The sequence below is a fragment of the Lentzea sp. JNUCC 0626 genome, assembly GCF_043632865.1.
Lineage (GTDB): Bacteria > Actinomycetota > Actinomycetes > Mycobacteriales > Pseudonocardiaceae > Lentzea.
This window is the reverse complement of record NZ_CP171635.1, coordinates 7,803,787-7,820,519: the sequence shown is the minus strand read 5'-3', so window position 1 is coordinate 7,820,519 and position 16,733 is coordinate 7,803,787. Positions and strand designations below refer to the sequence as shown.

Annotated in this window: 15 protein-coding genes; all 15 read right to left on the bottom strand. The window is 67.9% G+C overall.

From position 1 onward, the window contains the following. The gene (locus tag JNUCC0626_RS36260) at positions 1 to 1,569 is read right to left on the bottom strand and encodes an NADH-quinone oxidoreductase subunit M (protein ID WP_394615225.1); all 1,569 of its coding nucleotides are present in this window, start codon (positions 1,567 to 1,569) and stop codon (positions 1 to 3) included. Further along, positions 1,566 to 3,503: an NADH-quinone oxidoreductase subunit L gene (gene nuoL, locus JNUCC0626_RS36255; RefSeq protein ID WP_394615224.1), complete on the bottom strand. Its 1,938-nt coding sequence runs from the start codon at positions 3,501 to 3,503 to the stop codon at positions 1,566 to 1,568. Before nuoL ends, JNUCC0626_RS36260 begins: the two co-directional genes overlap by 4 nt. A gap of 10 nt (positions 3,504 to 3,513) precedes the next feature. Next, positions 3,514 to 3,813: an NADH-quinone oxidoreductase subunit NuoK gene (gene nuoK / locus JNUCC0626_RS36250; RefSeq protein ID WP_394615223.1), complete on the bottom strand. Its 300-nt coding sequence runs from the start codon at positions 3,811 to 3,813 to the stop codon at positions 3,514 to 3,516. Continuing rightward, complete coding sequence (locus JNUCC0626_RS36245) at positions 3,810 to 4,664, bottom strand: NADH-quinone oxidoreductase subunit J (RefSeq protein WP_394615222.1); 855 nt, start codon at positions 4,662 to 4,664, stop codon at positions 3,810 to 3,812. Before JNUCC0626_RS36245 ends, nuoK begins: the two co-directional genes overlap by 4 nt. Next, positions 4,661 to 5,194: an NADH-quinone oxidoreductase subunit NuoI gene (nuoI, locus tag JNUCC0626_RS36240; RefSeq protein WP_394615221.1), complete on the bottom strand. Its 534-nt coding sequence runs from the start codon at positions 5,192 to 5,194 to the stop codon at positions 4,661 to 4,663. Before nuoI ends, JNUCC0626_RS36245 begins: the two co-directional genes overlap by 4 nt. Before the next feature lie 2 nt (positions 5,195 to 5,196). Beyond that, entirely contained in the window at positions 5,197 to 6,519 is a 1,323-nt protein-coding gene (gene nuoH / locus JNUCC0626_RS36235) for an NADH-quinone oxidoreductase subunit NuoH (protein WP_394615220.1), read from the bottom strand. Then, positions 6,516 to 8,966, bottom strand: a complete 2,451-nt coding sequence (locus tag JNUCC0626_RS36230; protein ID WP_394615219.1) for an NADH-quinone oxidoreductase subunit G — start codon at positions 8,964 to 8,966, stop codon at positions 6,516 to 6,518. Before JNUCC0626_RS36230 ends, nuoH begins: the two co-directional genes overlap by 4 nt. Beyond that, positions 8,963 to 10,261 (bottom strand): NADH-quinone oxidoreductase subunit NuoF, encoded by a 1,299-nt coding sequence (gene nuoF, locus JNUCC0626_RS36225; RefSeq protein WP_394615218.1) that lies wholly within the window; start codon positions 10,259 to 10,261, stop codon positions 8,963 to 8,965. Before nuoF ends, JNUCC0626_RS36230 begins: the two co-directional genes overlap by 4 nt. Before the next feature lie 7 nt (positions 10,262 to 10,268). Next, positions 10,269 to 10,988 carry an NADH-quinone oxidoreductase subunit NuoE gene (gene nuoE, locus JNUCC0626_RS36220; protein ID WP_394615217.1) on the bottom strand — a complete coding sequence of 240 codons (720 nt, stop codon included), beginning with the start codon at positions 10,986 to 10,988 and terminating at the stop codon, positions 10,269 to 10,271. Continuing rightward, the gene (locus JNUCC0626_RS36215; RefSeq protein WP_394615216.1) at positions 10,985 to 12,370 is read right to left on the bottom strand and encodes an NADH-quinone oxidoreductase subunit D; all 1,386 of its coding nucleotides are present in this window, start codon (positions 12,368 to 12,370) and stop codon (positions 10,985 to 10,987) included. Before JNUCC0626_RS36215 ends, nuoE begins: the two co-directional genes overlap by 4 nt. Next, positions 12,367 to 13,107: an NADH-quinone oxidoreductase subunit C gene (locus JNUCC0626_RS36210; RefSeq protein ID WP_394615215.1), complete on the bottom strand. Its 741-nt coding sequence runs from the start codon at positions 13,105 to 13,107 to the stop codon at positions 12,367 to 12,369. The genes JNUCC0626_RS36215 and JNUCC0626_RS36210 overlap by 4 nt, the downstream gene beginning before the upstream one ends. Further along, complete coding sequence (locus tag JNUCC0626_RS36205; protein ID WP_382441721.1) at positions 13,104 to 13,655, bottom strand: NuoB/complex I 20 kDa subunit family protein; 552 nt, start codon at positions 13,653 to 13,655, stop codon at positions 13,104 to 13,106. Before JNUCC0626_RS36205 ends, JNUCC0626_RS36210 begins: the two co-directional genes overlap by 4 nt. A 7-nt stretch (positions 13,656 to 13,662) precedes the next feature. Beyond that, a complete protein-coding gene (locus JNUCC0626_RS36200; RefSeq protein ID WP_363778714.1) occupies positions 13,663 to 14,028 on the bottom strand; it encodes an NADH-quinone oxidoreductase subunit A in 366 nt (121 codons plus the stop codon). 265 nt (positions 14,029 to 14,293) lie between these two features. Then, positions 14,294 to 15,559: a geranylgeranyl reductase family protein gene (locus JNUCC0626_RS36195; protein WP_394615214.1), complete on the bottom strand. Its 1,266-nt coding sequence runs from the start codon at positions 15,557 to 15,559 to the stop codon at positions 14,294 to 14,296. 444 nt (positions 15,560 to 16,003) lie between these two features. Next, complete coding sequence (locus JNUCC0626_RS36190; RefSeq protein WP_394615213.1) at positions 16,004 to 16,717, bottom strand: demethylmenaquinone methyltransferase; 714 nt, start codon at positions 16,715 to 16,717, stop codon at positions 16,004 to 16,006. Between the last annotated feature and the right edge of the window lie 16 nt (positions 16,718 to 16,733).

Below are 16,733 nucleotides of genomic sequence, written 5' to 3'. Positions count from 1 at the left end.
TCACTTGCCTTCCTGCACGGTGACCGGGTCGGTCACGCCGACCTCGGTCAGCGTCGCCCCGACAGTCGGGGTGATGACGTCGAGCACCGGCTGCGGGTAGAACCCGAGTGCCAGCACGATGACAACGAGCGGTGCCAGTACGGCGATCTCGCGCTTGGTGAGGTCGCCGATCGTGGTCTTCTTCTCCGGGTCGCCGACCGCACCCGGACCGGCGGCCGCACCCAGCAGCGCGTCGCCGCGCAGCGGGCCGGTCATGATCCGCTGGTACAGCCACAGCACGTAGAGCGCCGCGAGCACCATGCCGACCGTCGCGATGATCGTGAACACCGGCTGCGTCGGGAACGAGCCGATCAGCACGAGGAACTCCGAGACGAACGAGTTCGTGCCCGGCAGCGACAGCGTGGTCAGACCCGACAGCAGCAGCATGCCCGCGAGCAGCGGCGCCACCTTCGACATGCCGCCGTAGTCGGAGATCAGCGACGAACCACCGCGCGCGATGATCATGCCGACCACGAGGATCAGCATGCCGGTCGAGATCGAGTGGTTGAGCATGTACGACACCGAGCCCACGCCTGCCTGCGACGTGAACGAGAAGATGCCGAGCGCGATGAAGCCGAAGTGGGCGATCGAGACGTAAGCGAGGAACCGCTTCATGTCCCGCTGGCCCGTGGCGAGCAGCGATCCATAAAGGACACCGGCCACCGCGAGCACGAGCACCAGCGGCGCCAGGTTCTTCGACGCCTCCGGGAACATCGGCAGCAGGTAGCGCAGCATGCCGAACGTGCCGACCTTGTCCAGGATGCCGACGACGATGACCGTGACGCCGATGGGCGCCTCGGCGGCCGCGTCGGGCAGCCAGGTGTGGAACGGCACGAGCGGCGCCTTGATCGCGAACGCCAGGAAGAAGCCGAGGAACAGCCAGGTCTGCGTCGTCGAGTCGGCGTCGCGGACCACGGTCACGAGGGTCGCCCAGTCGAACGTGCCCTTGCCCAGCTCGTCCGACGCCATCGCGTAGGCGCCGATCGCGGAGGCCAGCATGATCAGGCCGCCGAGGAACGAGTACAGGAAGAACTTGACCGCCGCGTACTGCCTGCGCGCGCCGCCGTAGCCGCCGATCAGGAAGTACATCGGGATGAGCATGACCTCGAAGAGGACGTAGAACAGGAAGACGTCGGTGGCGGCGAACACCGCGACCGTGACGGCCTCCTGGATCAGGATCAGCGAGAGGTAGCCGCCCTGCGAACGCCCGGCGGGCAGCTTCTCCGTCCAGCCGGCACCGATCACCAGCGGGATCAGCAGCGCGATGACCGCGATCATCACCAGCGCGATGCCGTCGATGCCGAACGAGAGCTGGACGCCGAACGCCGGGATCCAGTCCACAGCGGACTTGAGCTGGATGCGCTCACCGTCCGGGTCGTACGCGGTCCACAGCAGGACGGCCAGCACGAGCTCGACGAGCGAGAACGCCAGCGCGACGAACTTGGCCTTCTTGTCGTCCTTGCGCAGGAACGCCACCACCAGTGCGCCGACCAGCGGCACCACCAGCAGTGCGATCAGAACCCAGGTCACGAGAACCTCACCACCAGGAGCGCTCCGAGCACGAAGATCGAGCCCAGCAGCATGGACAGTGCGTAGGAGCGGACGAACCCGGTCTGCAGCCTGCGCAACCGGCCGGAGCTACCGCCGAGCAGCGCCGCGGTGCCGTTGACCGCACCGTCGACGCCCTTCAGGTCGAGGAACACCAGCGCGCGGGTGAGCCAGGTGCCCGGCCGCGCGAACAGTGCCTCGTTCAGTGCGTTGCCGTAGAGGTCCGCACGGGCCGCGCGCACCGGCCAGGCCACCCGCACGGGGCGCTCGACCGGCTGCTTGCCGCGGCCGAAGAGCAGGAACGCGAGACCGGCGCCGACGAGCGCGAGCACGACCGTGAGAATCCCGACCATGCCGTGCGAGATCACGCCGTGCTCTTCCTTCAGCTCGCCCAGCGAGGGCTCGAGCCACCCGGCGAGACGTCCGCCGGAGGAGAGGAACCAGCCGCCACCGATCGAGCCGACCGCCAGGATGATCATCGGGATGGTCATCGACACCGGGGACTCGTGCGGGTGGTATTCCTTGCCGTTCTCCGCCTTCAGGTCCTTCCAGCGGGGCTTGCCCAGGAAGACCAGGATCAGCAGGCGCGTCATGTAGAACGCGGTCAGCGCGGCACCGAGCAGAGCGACGCCACCGAAGACCCACGGCCGCCAGCCCTCACCCGTGAACGCCGCCGCGATGATGGCGTCCTTCGAGAAGTAGCCCGCGAACGGCGGGATGCCGATCAGCGCGAGGTAGCCGAGCGTCCAGGTGACGAAGGTGATCGGCAGGAACTTGTAGAGCCCGCCCATCCGGCGGATGTTGCCCTCGTCGTTCATGCCGTGCATGACCGAACCGGCACCGAGGAAGAGCCCGGCCTTGAAGAAGCCGTGCGTCAGCAGGTGCATGATGCCGAGTGCGTAGCCGATCGGGCCGAGGCCCACGGCGAGGATCATGTAGCCGATCTGCGAGACCGTCGAGTACGCCAGGACCTTCTTGAAGTCGTCGTAGGCGCAACCGATGATGCAGCCGATCAGCAACGTGACGGCACCGATGATCATGACGACCAGGCGGCCGTCCTCGCTCAGGTTGTAGAGCGGGTTCGAGCGGGCGATGAGGTACACGCCCGCGGTGACCATGGTCGCCGCGTGGATCAGCGCGGACACCGGGGTCGGGCCGGCCATCGCGTCCGGCAACCAGGCCTGGAGCGGGAACTGACCCGACTTGCCGCAGGCGCCGAGGAGCAGCAGCAGCGTGATCGCGAGGACCTCGGCCGAGGAGAACTCGCCGACGCGGCTGAAGACCTCGGTGTACTGCGTGGTCCCGAGCTTGTTGAACATCAGGAAGATCGCGATGGCGAGGCCCAGGTCGCCGACGCGGTTCATCAGGAAGGCCTTCTTGGCCGCCGACGCCGCTTCCGGCTTGTACTGGTACCAGCCGATCAGCAGGTACGAGGCGAGACCGACGCCCTCCCAGCCGAAGTACAGGGTCACGAAACCGTTGCCCAGCACCAGCAGGAGCATCGCGGACACGAAGAGGTTCAGGTAGGCGAAGAACTTCCGCCGGCCTTCCTCGTGCGCCATGTAGCCGATCGAGTAGATGTGGATCAGCGAGCCCACACCGGTGATCAGCAGCACGAACGTCAGCGACAGCGGGTCGATCCGCAGTCCGAACTCGACGGTCAGCGCGTTGACGTCGATCCAGTCCCACAGCTTGAGGTTCTGGACGCGCTCCTCGGGGTTCGAGACCCCGACGGTCGTGAAGAACAACACGACGGCGTACGCGAACGACGCCAGCAGCGTGCCGCTGCCGAGCAGATGACCCCACTTGTCAGCGCGCTTGCCGCTGACCAACAGCACTGCCGCACCGAGAGCGGGCAGCGCGAGCAACAACCAGGCGAAGCTCGCGACCCCGCTGGCGACAACAGGTTCCGTCACCGGTGACCCCTCAGTACTTCAGCAGGTTCGAGTCGTCGACCGAGGCCGAGCGACGCGTCCGGAAGATGGACATGATGATCGCGAGGCCGACGACGACCTCCGCCGCGGCGACGACCATCACGAAGAACGCCATCACCTGACCGTCGAGCGTGCCGTTGATCCGCGCGAACGTCACGAGGCTCAGGTTGACCGCGTTGAGCATGAGCTCGACGCACATGAAGACCACGATGGCGTTGCGGCGCACCAGCACGCCGACGGCGCCGATGCTGAACAGCAGTGCCGACAGCAGCAGGTAGTAGGTGGGGGTCACGACTCACTTCCCTTGAGCGCGTGCGCGTCCGCCTCGTGGGCGGTGCCGGCCACCTCGGCGATGTCGTCCGAGAGCTTGGACTTGTCGGTCGCCTCGATGACGTCGAACAGCGACTCCTCGGACACCGTGCCGTCGGGCAGCAGTGCGGGGGTGGCCACCGAGTTCGCGGTGGCGAAGACGCCGGGGCCGGGCAGCGAGCCGACCCGCTTGCCCTCCTGGAAGCGCTCCTCGACGAGTTCCTTCTGCGTCTTCTTGGCGGGCTTCCCGTCGCGGCCGACGAAGGCCAGGATCATCGCGCCGAGCGCGGCGGTGATCAGCAGCGCCGACGTGAGCTCGAACGCGAACAGGTAGTCCGTGAAGAGCTTCGTGCCGATGTTGACGACGTTGCCGCCGTTCGTGGTGTTCGCCTCGGCGAGACCGCGGGGCTCGACCGACGTGAGCGCGCGGGCAACCGAGCCGACCATCAGGATCGCGAACCCGATGCCGAGCAACGCGGCCGCGAGTCGTTGTCCCCGGATGACTTCGACGACGGAGTCCGAACTGTCGCGGCCGACCATCATCAGCACGAACAGGAACAGCATCATGATCGCGCCGGTGTAGACGATGATCTGCACGAAGCCGAGGAACGGCGCCTGCTGGACCATGTACAGCACACCGAGGCTGAGCATCGTCACGACGAGCCACAGCGCGGAGTGCACGGCGTTGCGCGCGAAGAGCATGCCGAGCGCGCCGGCCAGAGCCAGCGGGCCGAGCACCCAGAACGAGATCGCCTCGCCCGTGGTGACCGTGTCGACCACGCGCTGCACCGGTTCCGGCTGCTGCTGCGCGAGGAAGCTGACGAGGAGGCTCACTGCTGTGCCCCCTTGCCTTCTTGGGCCACCTTCGCCAACTGCGGTCCGTTCACGTAGTAGTCCTGCTCGTTCTCGCCGAGCCGCATCGGGTGCGGCGGCTGCTCCATGCCGGGCAGCAGCGGGGCGAGCAGGTCTTCCTTGGTGAAGATCAGGTCCTGGCGGTTGTCGTCGGCGAGCTCGTACTCGTTCGTCATGGTGAGCGAACGGGTCGGGCAGGCCTCGATGCACAGGCCGCAGCCGATGCAGCGCAGGTAGTTGATCTGGTAGTCGGCACCGAAGCGCTCACCCGGTGAGTAGCGGGCTTCCTCGGTGTTGTCGCCACCCTCGACGAAGATCGCGTCCGCGGGGCAGGCCCACGCGCACAGCTCGCAGCCGACGCACTTCTCCAGCCCGTCCGGGTGCCGGTTCAGCTGGTGACGACCGTGGAACCGCGGCGCGGTCACCTTCTTGACCTCGGGGTACTCCTCCGTCACCACCTTCTTGAACATGGTGCCGAAGGTGACGCCGAAGCCTTTCAGGGACTCGAACATCCCTACTCAGCCTCCTTACCGGTGGTGACGGCTGCCGTTTCCGAAGGAATGGTGGCGACCTTGACCTTGCGCTTGGGCGCTGACTTGGGGACCGCGAGGTCGAGCGGCGGGACGGGGAAGCCCGAACCCGCGAGCGGAACGCCCTTGGTGTCCTGCACCTTCTTGTCCGGCAGCAGGAACGAGACCAGCAGCACGAGCCCGACGATCACGCCGAGCGCGATGAGCCGCTGTGCCGTGGAGAGCTGCTGGATCGCGCCGGTGCGGATGACCGCCACGGCCATGATCCAGACGAGGCTGGTCGGGACCAGCACCTTCCAGCCCAGCTTCATGAACTGGTCGTAGCGCAGGCGGGGAAGCGTGCCGCGCAGCCAGATGAAGAGGAACAGGAAGCTCAGCGTCTTGCCGACGAACCAGAGCAGGCCCCACCAGCCGGTGTTCATGAACTCGCCGCTCCACGGGGCGTGGTAGCCGCCGAGGAAGAGCGTGGTCGCGAGCGCCGAGACGGTCACCATGTTCACGTACTCGGCGAGGAAGAACAGCGCGAACTTCAGCGAGCTGTACTCCGTGTGGAAGCCACCGACGAGCTCCGACTCGGCCTCGGGGAGGTCGAACGGGGCGCGGTTGGTCTCGCCGACCATCGACACGACGTAGATCGCGAAGCTGGGGAAGAGCAGGAGGCCGAACCAGCCGGGTGCGAACCCGAGCACCGTGGTCGCCTGGGCACCCACGATGTCACCGGTCGACATCGAGCCGGTGAACATGATCACCGCGACGATCGACAGGCCCATCGCGATCTCGTAGGAGATCACCTGTGCCGCGGCGCGCAGCGAGCTCAGCAGCGGGTACGGCGAGCCGGAGGCCCAGCCGGACAGCACGATGCCGTAGACGCCGATCGAGGAGCAGGCGAGCACCACCAGCACGCCGACCGGGAGGTCGACGAGCTGCAGCGCCGTCTGCTCACCGAACAGGTTGACCTCGCCCGCGAGCGGGATCACCGAGAACGCGAGGAACGCGGGGATGCAGGAGATCACCGGCGCGAGGAAGAAGACCCACTTGTCCGCGAGGACGGGGCGGATGTCTTCCTTGAACGCGAGCTTCAGACCGTCCGCGAGCGACTGCAACCAGCCGCCGGGGCCGACCCGGTTGGGGCCGGGGCGCTGCTGCATCCGCCCCACGACCTTGCGTTCCCAGTTGATCATGAACAGAGTCATGACCACGAGGAACGCGAAGATCGCGACGACCTTGATCAGAATCAGCCAGACCGGGTCGTCCGCGAGCAACTCCGCGGTCTTCCCGTTCTCCGCCGCGAGGACGTGCTGGATCATGAGTTTCCTCCGCTGACGGAGACGATCGAACCGTGGCCCGCGCCGAGCGTGCGGCGAACGGTCACGTCACCCGAGTTGGTGGGCAGCCAGATGACGCCCTCGGGGAGGTCGTCGGTCTCGACCGGGAGCGTGATCGCGCCGCGGTCGGTGGACACGGTGACCTGACCGCCGGAGACCAGCCCGAACTGCTGCGCGGTGGCCTCGGCGACCTTCGCGACGACCGGGCGTGCCGTGCCGGCGAGGTTCGGCTCGTCGATCTGGAGCGAACCGTTGCCGAGCAGGCGGTGCCAGGTGGCGAGGACGGCTTGGCCGGGACCGGCCGGGGAGACCAGCGGCGCGGCGACGTTCAGCGAGGAGCCGGTGACGGCACCTTCGCCGAGCCGGGCCAGGTCGGCGGCCGAGGCGGCGGGCGTCTGCGTGAACAGGTCCGCGTCCATCTCCACCGCGAGGGTGTCGAGCACGCGGCAGTCCGGCAGCGCGCCGGTGCCTTCGAGCGTCAGCCCGAACTCACGGCGGCGGCCCTCCCAGTTGAGGAAGCTGCCGGCCTTCTCGACCGCCGGGGCGATCGGGAGCACGACGTCGGCGTACGCGGTGACCGCGCTCGGACGCATCTCCAGGCTGACGATGAAACCGGCCCCTGCCAACGCCTTCTCCGCGAGTCGCGGGTCCGGCAGGTCGAACGGGTCGACGCCGCCGACCACCAGGCCGGACAGCTCGCCGTTCGCGGCGGCCTCGAGGATGCCCGTGGTGTCGCGGCCGGGCGTCGCGGGCAGCGAGCCCTCCTCGACGCCCCAGGTGCGCTCGACCTCGGTGCGCGCGGTGGCGTTCGCGACGTGGCGGCCGCCGGGCAGCAGGTTCGGCGTGGCACCGACCGCGAGCGCGCCGCGCTCACCGGCACGGCGGGGAATCCACGCGACCTTGGCGCCGGTGCGCTCCGCGAGTCGCGCGACCGCGGTGAACGCGCCGGGGATCACGGCGGCACGTTCGCCGACCAGGATCACCGCGCCGGGCTGGGACAGCAGGTCGACGACGTCGGCCGCGTGCTCCGCCAGGGCGTTGATCGCGTTCGCCTCGGCACCGGGCACGCAGGCGAGCAGCGTGCCGAAGGTCTTCTCCACGGCCGGGGTCGTGAACTGGCCGAGGTGGAACACCTTCGTCTTGCCGGTGCGCGCGGCCTTGCGCAGGCGCAGGAAGACGATCGGCGCTTCTTCCTCCGGCTCGAACGCGACCAGCAGCGCGGCCGGTGCGGCTTCGATGCCCTGGAAGGTGACGCCGTTGTCCGGGTTCGTGAACACCGTGGTGCCGGACAGGAACTCCAGTTCCTCGGCGCTGTGCGGCCGGGCGCGGAAGTCGATGTCGTTGGTGTGCAACGCGATCCGGGCGAACTTCGAGTACGCGTAGGCGTCCTCGACGGTCAGCCGGCCACCGGGGAGCACGCCGACGCCGTTCGCGTCCCGGGCCGCCAGCAGACCGGCGGACGCGACCTGCAGCGCCTCGGTCCAGGACGACTCGCGCAGCTCACCGGACTCCGCGTCGCGCACCAGCGGCCGCTTGAAGCGGTCACCGGTCGTGGCGTAGCGGAAGGCGAACCGGCCCTTGTCGCAGATCCACTCCTCGTTGACCTGCGGGTCGTCGCCGGCGAGCTTGCGCTGCACCTTGCCGCGCCGCCAGTCGGTGCGCTCGGCACAACCGGAGGAGCAGTGCTCGCAGACGCTCGGCGTCGACACGAGGTCGAACGGCCGGGCGCGGAAGCGGTAGGCGGCACTCGTCAAAGCGCCGACCGGGCAGATCTGGATGGTGTTGCCGGAGAAGTAGCTCTGGAAGGGCTTCTCCTCGGCGATGCCGATCTGCTGGTGTGCACCGCGCTCGAGGAGCTCGATGAACGGGTCGCCGGCGATCTGCGCGGAGAACCTCGTGCAGCGCTGGCAGAGCACGCAGCGTTCGCGGTCGAGCAGCACCTGCGTGGAGATGTTGATCGGCTTCGGGAACGTCCGCTTGTGCTCGTGGAAGCGGGAGTCGCTGCGGCCGTGGGCGATCGCCTGGTTCTGCAGCGGGCACTCACCGCCCTTGTCGCAGATCGGGCAGTCCAGCGGGTGGTTGATGAGCAGCAGCTCCATCACACCCTGCTGGGCCTTGTCCGCGACCGGCGAGGTCAGCTGGGTCTTCACGACCATGCCGTCCGCGACCGTCATCGTGCAGGAGGCCTGCGGCTTCGGCATCGGCCGGCCGCCCATCTCGACCTCGACGAGGCACTGGCGGCAGGCGCCCGCGGGCTCCAGCAGCGGGTGGTCGCAGAAGCGCGGGATGACCGTGCCGAGGCGCTCGGCCGTGCGGATCAGCAGCTCACCCTTGGGCGCCACAACGGTTTCGCCGTCGATGACGAGCTTGACGTGACCCTCGGGCACGACGATGTCGTCGGTGGTGGACTTGTCAGGCGCGATGGTCATGCGTTCGCTCCAGCCAGGACAGTGCCAGCCTCATTTTTGGGAGAGTTCTCGTAACACAGGGCGAGGAACTCGTCCTTGAAGTACTTGATGCCACTGGTGATCGGGCTGACGGCACCGTCACCCAGCGCGCAGAACGAGCGGCCGAGGATGTTGTCGCAGACGTCGAGCAACGTGTCGATGTCGCTCGCCGTGCCGTTGCCCGCCACCATCCGCTGCAGGATCTGCACGAGCCAGTAGGTGCCCTCGCGGCACGGCGTGCACTTGCCGCACGACTCGTGCTTGTAGAACTCCGTCCACTTCATGACGGCCCACGGCACGGACACGGTCTCGTTGAAGATCTGCAGGGCGGTGGTGCCCAGCATCGACCCGGCCTCGGCGGCACCCTCGAAGTCCAGCGGCACGTCGAGGTGCTCCGCGGTGAACAGCGGGGTGGACGAACCACCCGGCGTCCAGAACTTGATCGGAATGCCGTCCTTCATGCCGCCGGCCATGTCCAGCAGCTGCCGGAGCGTGGTGCCCATCGGCGCCTCGTACTGGCCGGGGCGCTCGACGTGACCGGACAGCGAGTAGATCTTCGGACCGGGCGACCGGTCGCGACCCATCTCGCGGAACCAGTCCGCGCCACCGTTGACGATGAAGGGAACCGAAGCGATGGTCTCGACGTTGTTCACCACAGTGGGCGACGCGTAGAGGCCCGAGGTCGCGGGGAACGGCGGCTTGAGCCGCGGCTGGCCACGACGGCCCTCCAGCGAGTCGAGCAGCGCGGTCTCCTCGCCGCAGATGTACGCGCCGGCGCCGGCGTGGATCACGACGTCGAGGTCGAACCCGCTGCCGAGGATGTCCTTGCCCAGGTAGCCCTTGGCGTACGCCTCGCGCACCGCCGCGTTGAGACGGCGGATGCAGTGCAGGACCTCGCCGCGGACGTAGATCGCCGCGAAGTTCGCGCGGATCGCGTACGACGTGATGATCACGCCCTCGATCAGCGAGTGCGGGTCCGCCATCATCAGCGGGATGTCCTTGCAGGTGCCCGGTTCGCCCTCGTCGGCGTTGATGACGAGGTAGTGCGGCTTGCCGTCGTTCTGCGGGATGAAGCCCCACTTCATGCCGGTGGGGAAGCCCGCGCCGCCGCGGCCGCGCAGTCCGGAGTCCTTGCACTGCTGGATGAGCTGGTCCGGGTGGGCCTTGAGCGCCTTGGGCAGGGCGGTGTAGCCGTCGGTGCGCTCGTAGGTCTCGATCGTCCAGGACCTGGGCTCGGTCCAGCGCTTGGTGAGAACGGGAGTCAGCGGGTCAACCATGGTGTCCCTACTTCTTTTCCGGCAGGGCAGGGAACTCGGCGTTGGACGGCACCTTCGGCGCGTCCCAGCCGCGGTCCTTGGCGATCTGCGCACCGGCCAGCGTCTCCGGCGCCGCCGACGGGCCGTCGAGGTCGGCGTCGCGTCCCTCGAAGAACCCGGCGAGCTGGAGCTCGGCCTGCTTGAAGTCGGTGAGCGGCGCGCCGCGCGTCGGGGCGGGCTTCTCCCCCGACTGCAACGCCTTCACGAGTCCCAGCGCCGTCTCCGGCGTCTGGTTGTCGTAGAACTCGTAGTTCACCTGGAGAACCGGGCCGAGGTCGCACGCGGCGAGGCACTCGGCGTGCTCCAGGGTGATCGAGCCCGGCGTGCCCGGCTCGCCCGCGGTCTCCTCGTGGCCCACGCCGAGGTGGTCCTTGAGGGACTTGTAGATGGCGTCGCCGCCGAGCGCCGCGCACAGCGTGTTGGTGCACACGCTGACCAGGTGCTCACCGCACGGGCGGCGCTTGTACATCGTGTAGAACGTCGCGACCGCGCTGACCTCGGCCTCGCTCAGGTCGAGCTGCCCGGCGCAGAACCGGATGCCCTCCTGGGAGACGAAGCCCTCCACGGACTGCACGAGGTGCAGCATCGGGAGCAGCGCGCTGCGGGACTGCGGGTAGCGGGCGATGATCGCCTGCGCGCGGTCCACAGTGGACTGGTCGAACGTGGTGTTCTCAGCTGCCTGAGTCATCGGTCGCAACCACCCATCACCGGGTCGATCGAGGCGACGGACGCGATCACGTCGGCGACCATGCCGCCCTCGCACATCGCGGGCATCGACTGGAGGTTCACGAAGCTCGGTTCGCGCAGGTGCACGCGCATCGGCCTGGTGCCGCCGTCGGAGACGACGTGGTAGCCGAGCTCGCCGCGCGGCGACTCGACCGGCACGTAGACCTGGCCCGGCGGAACCTTGAAGCCCTCGGTCACCAGCTTGAAGTGGTGGATGAGGGACTCCATGGACTGGCCCATGATCTTGCGGACGTGCTCGAGCGAGTTGCCCATGCCGTCGCTGCCGATCGTGAGCTGCGCGGGCCACGCGATCTTCGCGTCCTCGACCATCACCGGACCGGTCGGCAGGCTCTTCACGACCTGCTTGATGATCTTCAGCGACTGGTGCATCTCCTCGAGGCGCAGCAGGTACCGCGCGAAGCAGTCCGCCGCGTTCGAGGTGGGAACGTCGAAGTTGTAGTTCTCGTAGCCGCTGTACGGCTCGACCTTGCGCAGGTCCCAGCCGAGGCCGGCGGAACGCAGGATCGGGCCGGTGATGCCGAGCGCGAGGCACGCGTCGACGGGCAGGTAGCCCACGCCCGCGAGGCGGTTGCGCCAGATCGGCTGGCCGGTGAGCAGCTTGTCGTAGTCCGGGAGCCGCTTCTCCATGATCTTGACGAACGAGGTGATCTTCTCGACCGCGTCCGTCGGGAGGTCCTGCGCGAGGCCGCCGGGGCGGATGAACGCGTGGTTCATGCGCAGACCGGTGAGGTGCTCCAGCAGGTGCAGCGCTTCCTCGCGCTCGCGGAAGCCGGAGGTCATGCCGGTGAGGGCACCGAGCTCCATGCCGCCGGTGGCGAGCGCGACGAGGTGCGAGCTGATCCGGTTGAGCTCCATCAGGAGCACGCGGATCGCCTGCGCCTTGTCCGGCACCGTGACGCCGAGCAGCTTCTCGACGCTCATGCAGTACGCCGCTTCGTGGTGCAGCGGCGCGAGGTAGTCGGTGCGCGTGACGAAGGTGACGCCCTGGACCCAGTTCCGGTACTCGATGTTCTTCTCGATGCCGGTGTGCAGGTAGCCGATGACGCTGCGGGCGTGCGTGACCGTCTCGCCCTCGAGCTCCAGCACGAGGCGGAGCACACCGTGCGTCGACGGGTGCTGCGGGCCGAGGTTCATGACGATGCGCTCGTCGTGGACCGCGTCCGCGAGCACCTCGTCCCAGTCGCCGCCGGTGACCGTGTAGACGGTGCCCTCGGTGGTCTTCCTGGAGTCCGCGATCTCGGGGGTCTCGCGGGGCTCGACGCTGTCACGGCCGGGGCCGCTCGTGTCGGTGCCCGTGGTGACGTCGGAAAGCCGCTCGGTCATGAGTACGACCGCCTCTGGTCCGGCGGAGGAATCTCCGCGCCCTTGTACTCGACCGGAATGCCGCCCAGCGGGTAGTCCTTGCGCTGCGGGTGGCCGTCCCAGTCGTCCGGCATGAGGATGCGGGTCAGTCCGGGGTGACCGTCGTAGATGATCCCGAACATGTCCCAGGTCTCGCGCTCCTGCCAGTCCGAGGTCGGGTAGACCTCGATGAGGCTCGGCACGTGCGGGTGCTCGACGTCGACCGCGACCTCCAGCCGGATGCGGCGGCGGTACGTCATCGACGTGAGGTGGGTGACCGAGTGCAGGCGCTGCGGCACGTCGGCGCCGTAGTCCACACCGGACACCGAACTGCACAGCTCGAAGCGCAGCGACGGGGTGTCGCGGCAGATGCGCGCCACCTCCAGCAGCGTCTCCGGGCGGAGGTAGAAGGTGATCTCGCCGCGGTCGACCGTGACCTGCTGCACCGTGTCGGCGGGCAGGCCCTTCTCGCTGATCGAGGCGAACAGCTCGTCCGCGACCTCGTCGAACCAGCCGCCGTACGGGCGCTCGGCGGGCGCGGAGACGTGGGCGGGCAGGCGCAGACCGCCGAAGCCCGACGTGTCACCGGAGCCGGAGACGCCGAAGAGGCCCTTGCGCTCCTTGCCCGCGACGATCGGCGCCTTTGCCTCGGCGCCGTTGGTTTCGAGGCCCTCGACAGCGCGCTGGGCGCTGGAGTGCTCTCCCCCTGGCTCGGTCACTTCTTCCTCGCAAAACGCTCGGAGGACGGGATGAGATCGGTGCGGTAGCCCGAGTCGGCGAGTGCCTTGGCGCGCACGGCGTTCAGCGGCTCGTCCATGATCTTGGCGTGGATCTTGAGGATCGCGTCGATGAGCATCTCCGGCCTGGGCGGGCAGCCCGGCAGGTACATGTCGACCGGCACGACGTGGTCGACGCCCTGCACCACCGCGTAGTTGTTGAACATGCCGCCACTGCTGGCGCACACGCCCATGGCCAGCACCCAGCGCGGCTCGGGCATCTGGTCGTAGATCTGCCGCAGCACCGGCGCCATCTTGTTGGTGACGCGGCCGGCCACGATCATCAGGTCCGCCTGGCGCGGTGAGGCCCGGAAGACCTCCATGCCGAAGCGGGCCAGGTCGTACCGCGGCGCACCCGTCGTCATCATCTCGATGGCGCAGCAGGCCAGGCCGAAGGTGGCAGGCCAGAGCGAGGACTTGCGGGTCCAGTTGACCAGCTTCTCGACGCTGACCAGCAGGACGCCGTTCGGGAGCTTCTCCTCGAGACCCATGACTTCCTCAGTTCCAGTCGAGGCCGCCGCGGCGCCACACGTAGATGTACGCGAAGCCCAGCGTTGCGACGAACAGCACGATCTCCACCAGCCCGAACAGGCCGAGCTTGTCGGCCGCTACGGCGAACGGGTAGAGGAAGACCATTTCGATGTCGAACAAGATGAACAGCATCGCCGTCAGGTAGTAGGCGACGGGCATGCGCCCACCACCCACGACCGGCTGCGGGCTCGGCTCGATGCCGCACTCGTACGCGTCGAGCTTCGCCTTGTTGTACCGGCGGGGTCCGATGTACGGCGCTGCGGTCACCGAGAACAGTGCGAACGCCCCGGCAAGCGCGAACATCAATACGAGGGGGAGGTAAGGGTCAAGCACGCTCCGTCGTCCTTTCCTCGCGGTCGACCGCACCCTAAGGGTGTTGTTCTCCGACTCGTTTGTTAGGCGAACCTAACAAACGCTTGTGAAACAGTTCACAAGCTTCTTCAGACTGTTGTGAAGTGATTCACAAGGTCGCTCGCCAGTGTAGAACGCCTGTAAATGACCTAGATCACAGGGTCTGACCTGGGCCTTTGGTCTCGATTGGATATACGAAACGGCACCGACCCGTATTGGGCCGGTGCCGTCACCTATTCGGAGTAATTTAAGCGGTCGGCGCGAGCTTCGTGGCGGCCACGATCAGCTTGTCCATTGCGTCGCCGTCCTTGGGGTCGTAGAGGCCCGCGAGCAGCTTGAGCACCAGTTTCATCAGGCGTTTCCGCGGCATTCCGTACTTCGTTGCGGTCCGCATGATCGCCGGATTACCGATGAGCTTCGAGAAGACGTTGCCCAAACGGTAGTAACTGCCGAGCGCCTCCTCGATGCGGACGGGGTAGCCGTGCAGCGCCCGTTCACGGTTGACGCCGGTCCGCGCGAGGGCCTGGACGATGCTCTCGGACGCGATCTTGGCCGACTCCATGGCGTAGCCGATGCCCTCGCCGTTGAACGGGTTGACCATGCCGCCGGCGTCGCCGACGAGCACGAGGCCCGCCCGGTAGTGCGGCTTGCGGTTGAGGCCCATGGGGAGTGCGGCGCCACCGATGCGGCTGGTCGCGTTCTCTTCCCGGAAGCCCCACTCCTCCGGGGTGGCGTCGAGCCAGCTGCGGAGGAGTTGGCGGTAGTCGGTGGTGCCGTAGGCCTTTGACGTGCTGAGAATGCCCAGGCCGACGTTCACCGTGCCGTCGCCCATGCCGAAGATCCAGCCGTAGCCGGGCAGCAGCTTGCCGTCCGGGGCCCACAGCTCGAGGTGGCTCTCGAGGTAGTCGTCCTTCGAGCGGGGGCTGTCGTAGTAGCGGCGGACGGCCACGCCCATGGGCTTGGCGTCGTCCTTCTGGAGGCCGACGCTGAGGGCGAGTCGTGCGCTGACTCCGTCGCAACCCACGACGATCGGGGCGCGGTACGTGACCGGGTTCTTTTCCGGTCCCTGCTTGGCCTCGACGCCCACGACCCGGCCGTTCTCGATGATGGCCTTCGTGACGGTGGTGTTCTCGTGCATGCGGGCGCCGGCTTGCTTGGCGGCGTTCGCGAGCATCTCGTCGAAGTCCATGCGGGGGCGGACCACGCCGTAGTTCGGGAACGTGGCCAGGTCCGGCCAGTCCAGCTCCATCGTGACGCCGCCGCCGACCACGCGCAGGCCCTTGTTGTGGAGCCAGCCGGCGCTCTCGCGGGTGTCGATGCCGAGGTCGATCAGCTGCTTGACGCCTCGTGGGGTGAGGCCGTCGCCGCAGACCTTCTCCCTGGGGAAGGTGCTCTTCTCGAGGAGCAGGACGTCGAGGCCTGCCCTGGCGAGGTAGGTGGCCGCGGTCGAGCCCGCCGGTCCCGCGCCTACGACGATGACGTCGGCGTCCTCGTTGATCCCGCGCCTGCTCATCCAGACTCCCTAACGTGTGCCGTGACTCCGTCACCGAGCCTAACCGGCCGTTGCTGAGGGTTCTGGGGGGTCCGGTTGCGTGCGGTCTGTTCCGGTTCCAGCGGGGTGGGTTGCGTTCGGTTGGTTGGGCTGCGGTTGCGAGGGTGGGCGCGCGGGTCGTGACGAATGAGCGGGGTTGCGATTGGGGCTTGACCTTGAGCCTCTGGCGGGATGCGTTCGCGGCCTCAAAGCCGGGGTGAAAGCGCCCCGGCCGGACCGGACAGGTTGGCATCCCGCCCCTCAAGGTCAAGCCCCAATCGCCATGAACGGCGGAACCGGTTCCCAACGCGGTAGCAGCCCGTTCGGGCTCGCTTCGCTTCGCCACGCCAGGTCTCGTAGGTGGTGGGCTTGCGTTGGTGGCTGGCGGTTGACACCGCGCGCTCAGCCTGCCCTGCGCCTGGCCGCCTACTCGGCGGGCTCGTCCGCCTTCGGCTTCGGCTTCGTCGCGCGGTGCAGGGCGACCATGCCGCCGGTCAGGTTGAACCACGCCACGTCCTCCCAGCCCGCCTGCGAGATGAGCTCGCCCAGTGCGCGCTGGTTCGGCCAGCTCGCCATCGACTCCGCCAGGTAGGAGTACGCGACCGGGTTGCTGGAGACGAACTTCGCGATCAGCGGCAGGAGTTTGAGGAGATAGCGCATGTAGACGAAGCGGAACGGCTTCCAGACCGGCGTCGAGACCTCGCAGATGACCATGCGGCCGCCCGGCTTGGTGACCCTCGCCATCTCGCGGAGGGCTTCGACGGTGTCGTTGAAGTTGCGGATGCCGAAGGAGACCGTGACCGCGTCGAAGGAGTTGTCCTTGAACGGGAGGCGGAGGGCGTCGGCGGCGACCTTGGGGACTCGGCGGTGTGCTCCTGAGGCGAGCATGCCCACGGAGAAGTCGGCCGCCACGCACCAGGCGCCTGAGGCTGCGTACTCGACGGTGGAGACGGCGGTGCCTGCCGCCAGGTCCAGGACCTTCTCGCCGGGGCGGGCGTCGAGCACGCGGCGGCTCCACTCCCGCCAGCGGCGGTCGAAGCCCAGCGTCATGACCGAGTTCGTGCGGTCGTAGCCCTTGGCCACGCCGTCGAACATCTCGGCTACTTCGCGGGGGTTCTTGTCCAGGCCGGCTCGCGACATGACATGAGAGTAGGTC

Bases quoted from the DNA above. Each gene is read 5' to 3' on its own strand.
- nuoI (WP_394615221.1), bottom strand. From the start codon at position 5,194: ATGTTCGAGTCCCTGAAAGGCTTCGGCGTCACCTTCGGCACCATGTTC.
- nuoH (WP_394615220.1), bottom strand. From the start codon at position 6,519: ATGATCCAGCACGTCCTCGCGGCGGAGAACGGGAAGACCGCGGAGTTG.
- JNUCC0626_RS36230 (WP_394615219.1), bottom strand. From the start codon at position 8,966: ATGACCATCGCGCCTGACAAGTCCACCACCGACGACATCGTCGTGCCC.
- nuoF (WP_394615218.1), bottom strand. From the start codon at position 10,261: ATGGTTGACCCGCTGACTCCCGTTCTCACCAAGCGCTGGACCGAGCCC.
- nuoE (WP_394615217.1), bottom strand. From the start codon at position 10,988: ATGACTCAGGCAGCTGAGAACACCACGTTCGACCAGTCCACTGTGGAC.
- JNUCC0626_RS36215 (WP_394615216.1), bottom strand. From the start codon at position 12,370: ATGACCGAGCGGCTTTCCGACGTCACCACGGGCACCGACACGAGCGGC.
- JNUCC0626_RS36205 (WP_382441721.1), bottom strand. From the start codon at position 13,655: ATGGGTCTCGAGGAGAAGCTCCCGAACGGCGTCCTGCTGGTCAGCGTC.
- JNUCC0626_RS36195 (WP_394615214.1), bottom strand. From the start codon at position 15,559: ATGAGCAGGCGCGGGATCAACGAGGACGCCGACGTCATCGTCGTAGGC.
- JNUCC0626_RS36190 (WP_394615213.1), bottom strand. From the start codon at position 16,717: ATGTCGCGAGCCGGCCTGGACAAGAACCCCCGCGAAGTAGCCGAGATG.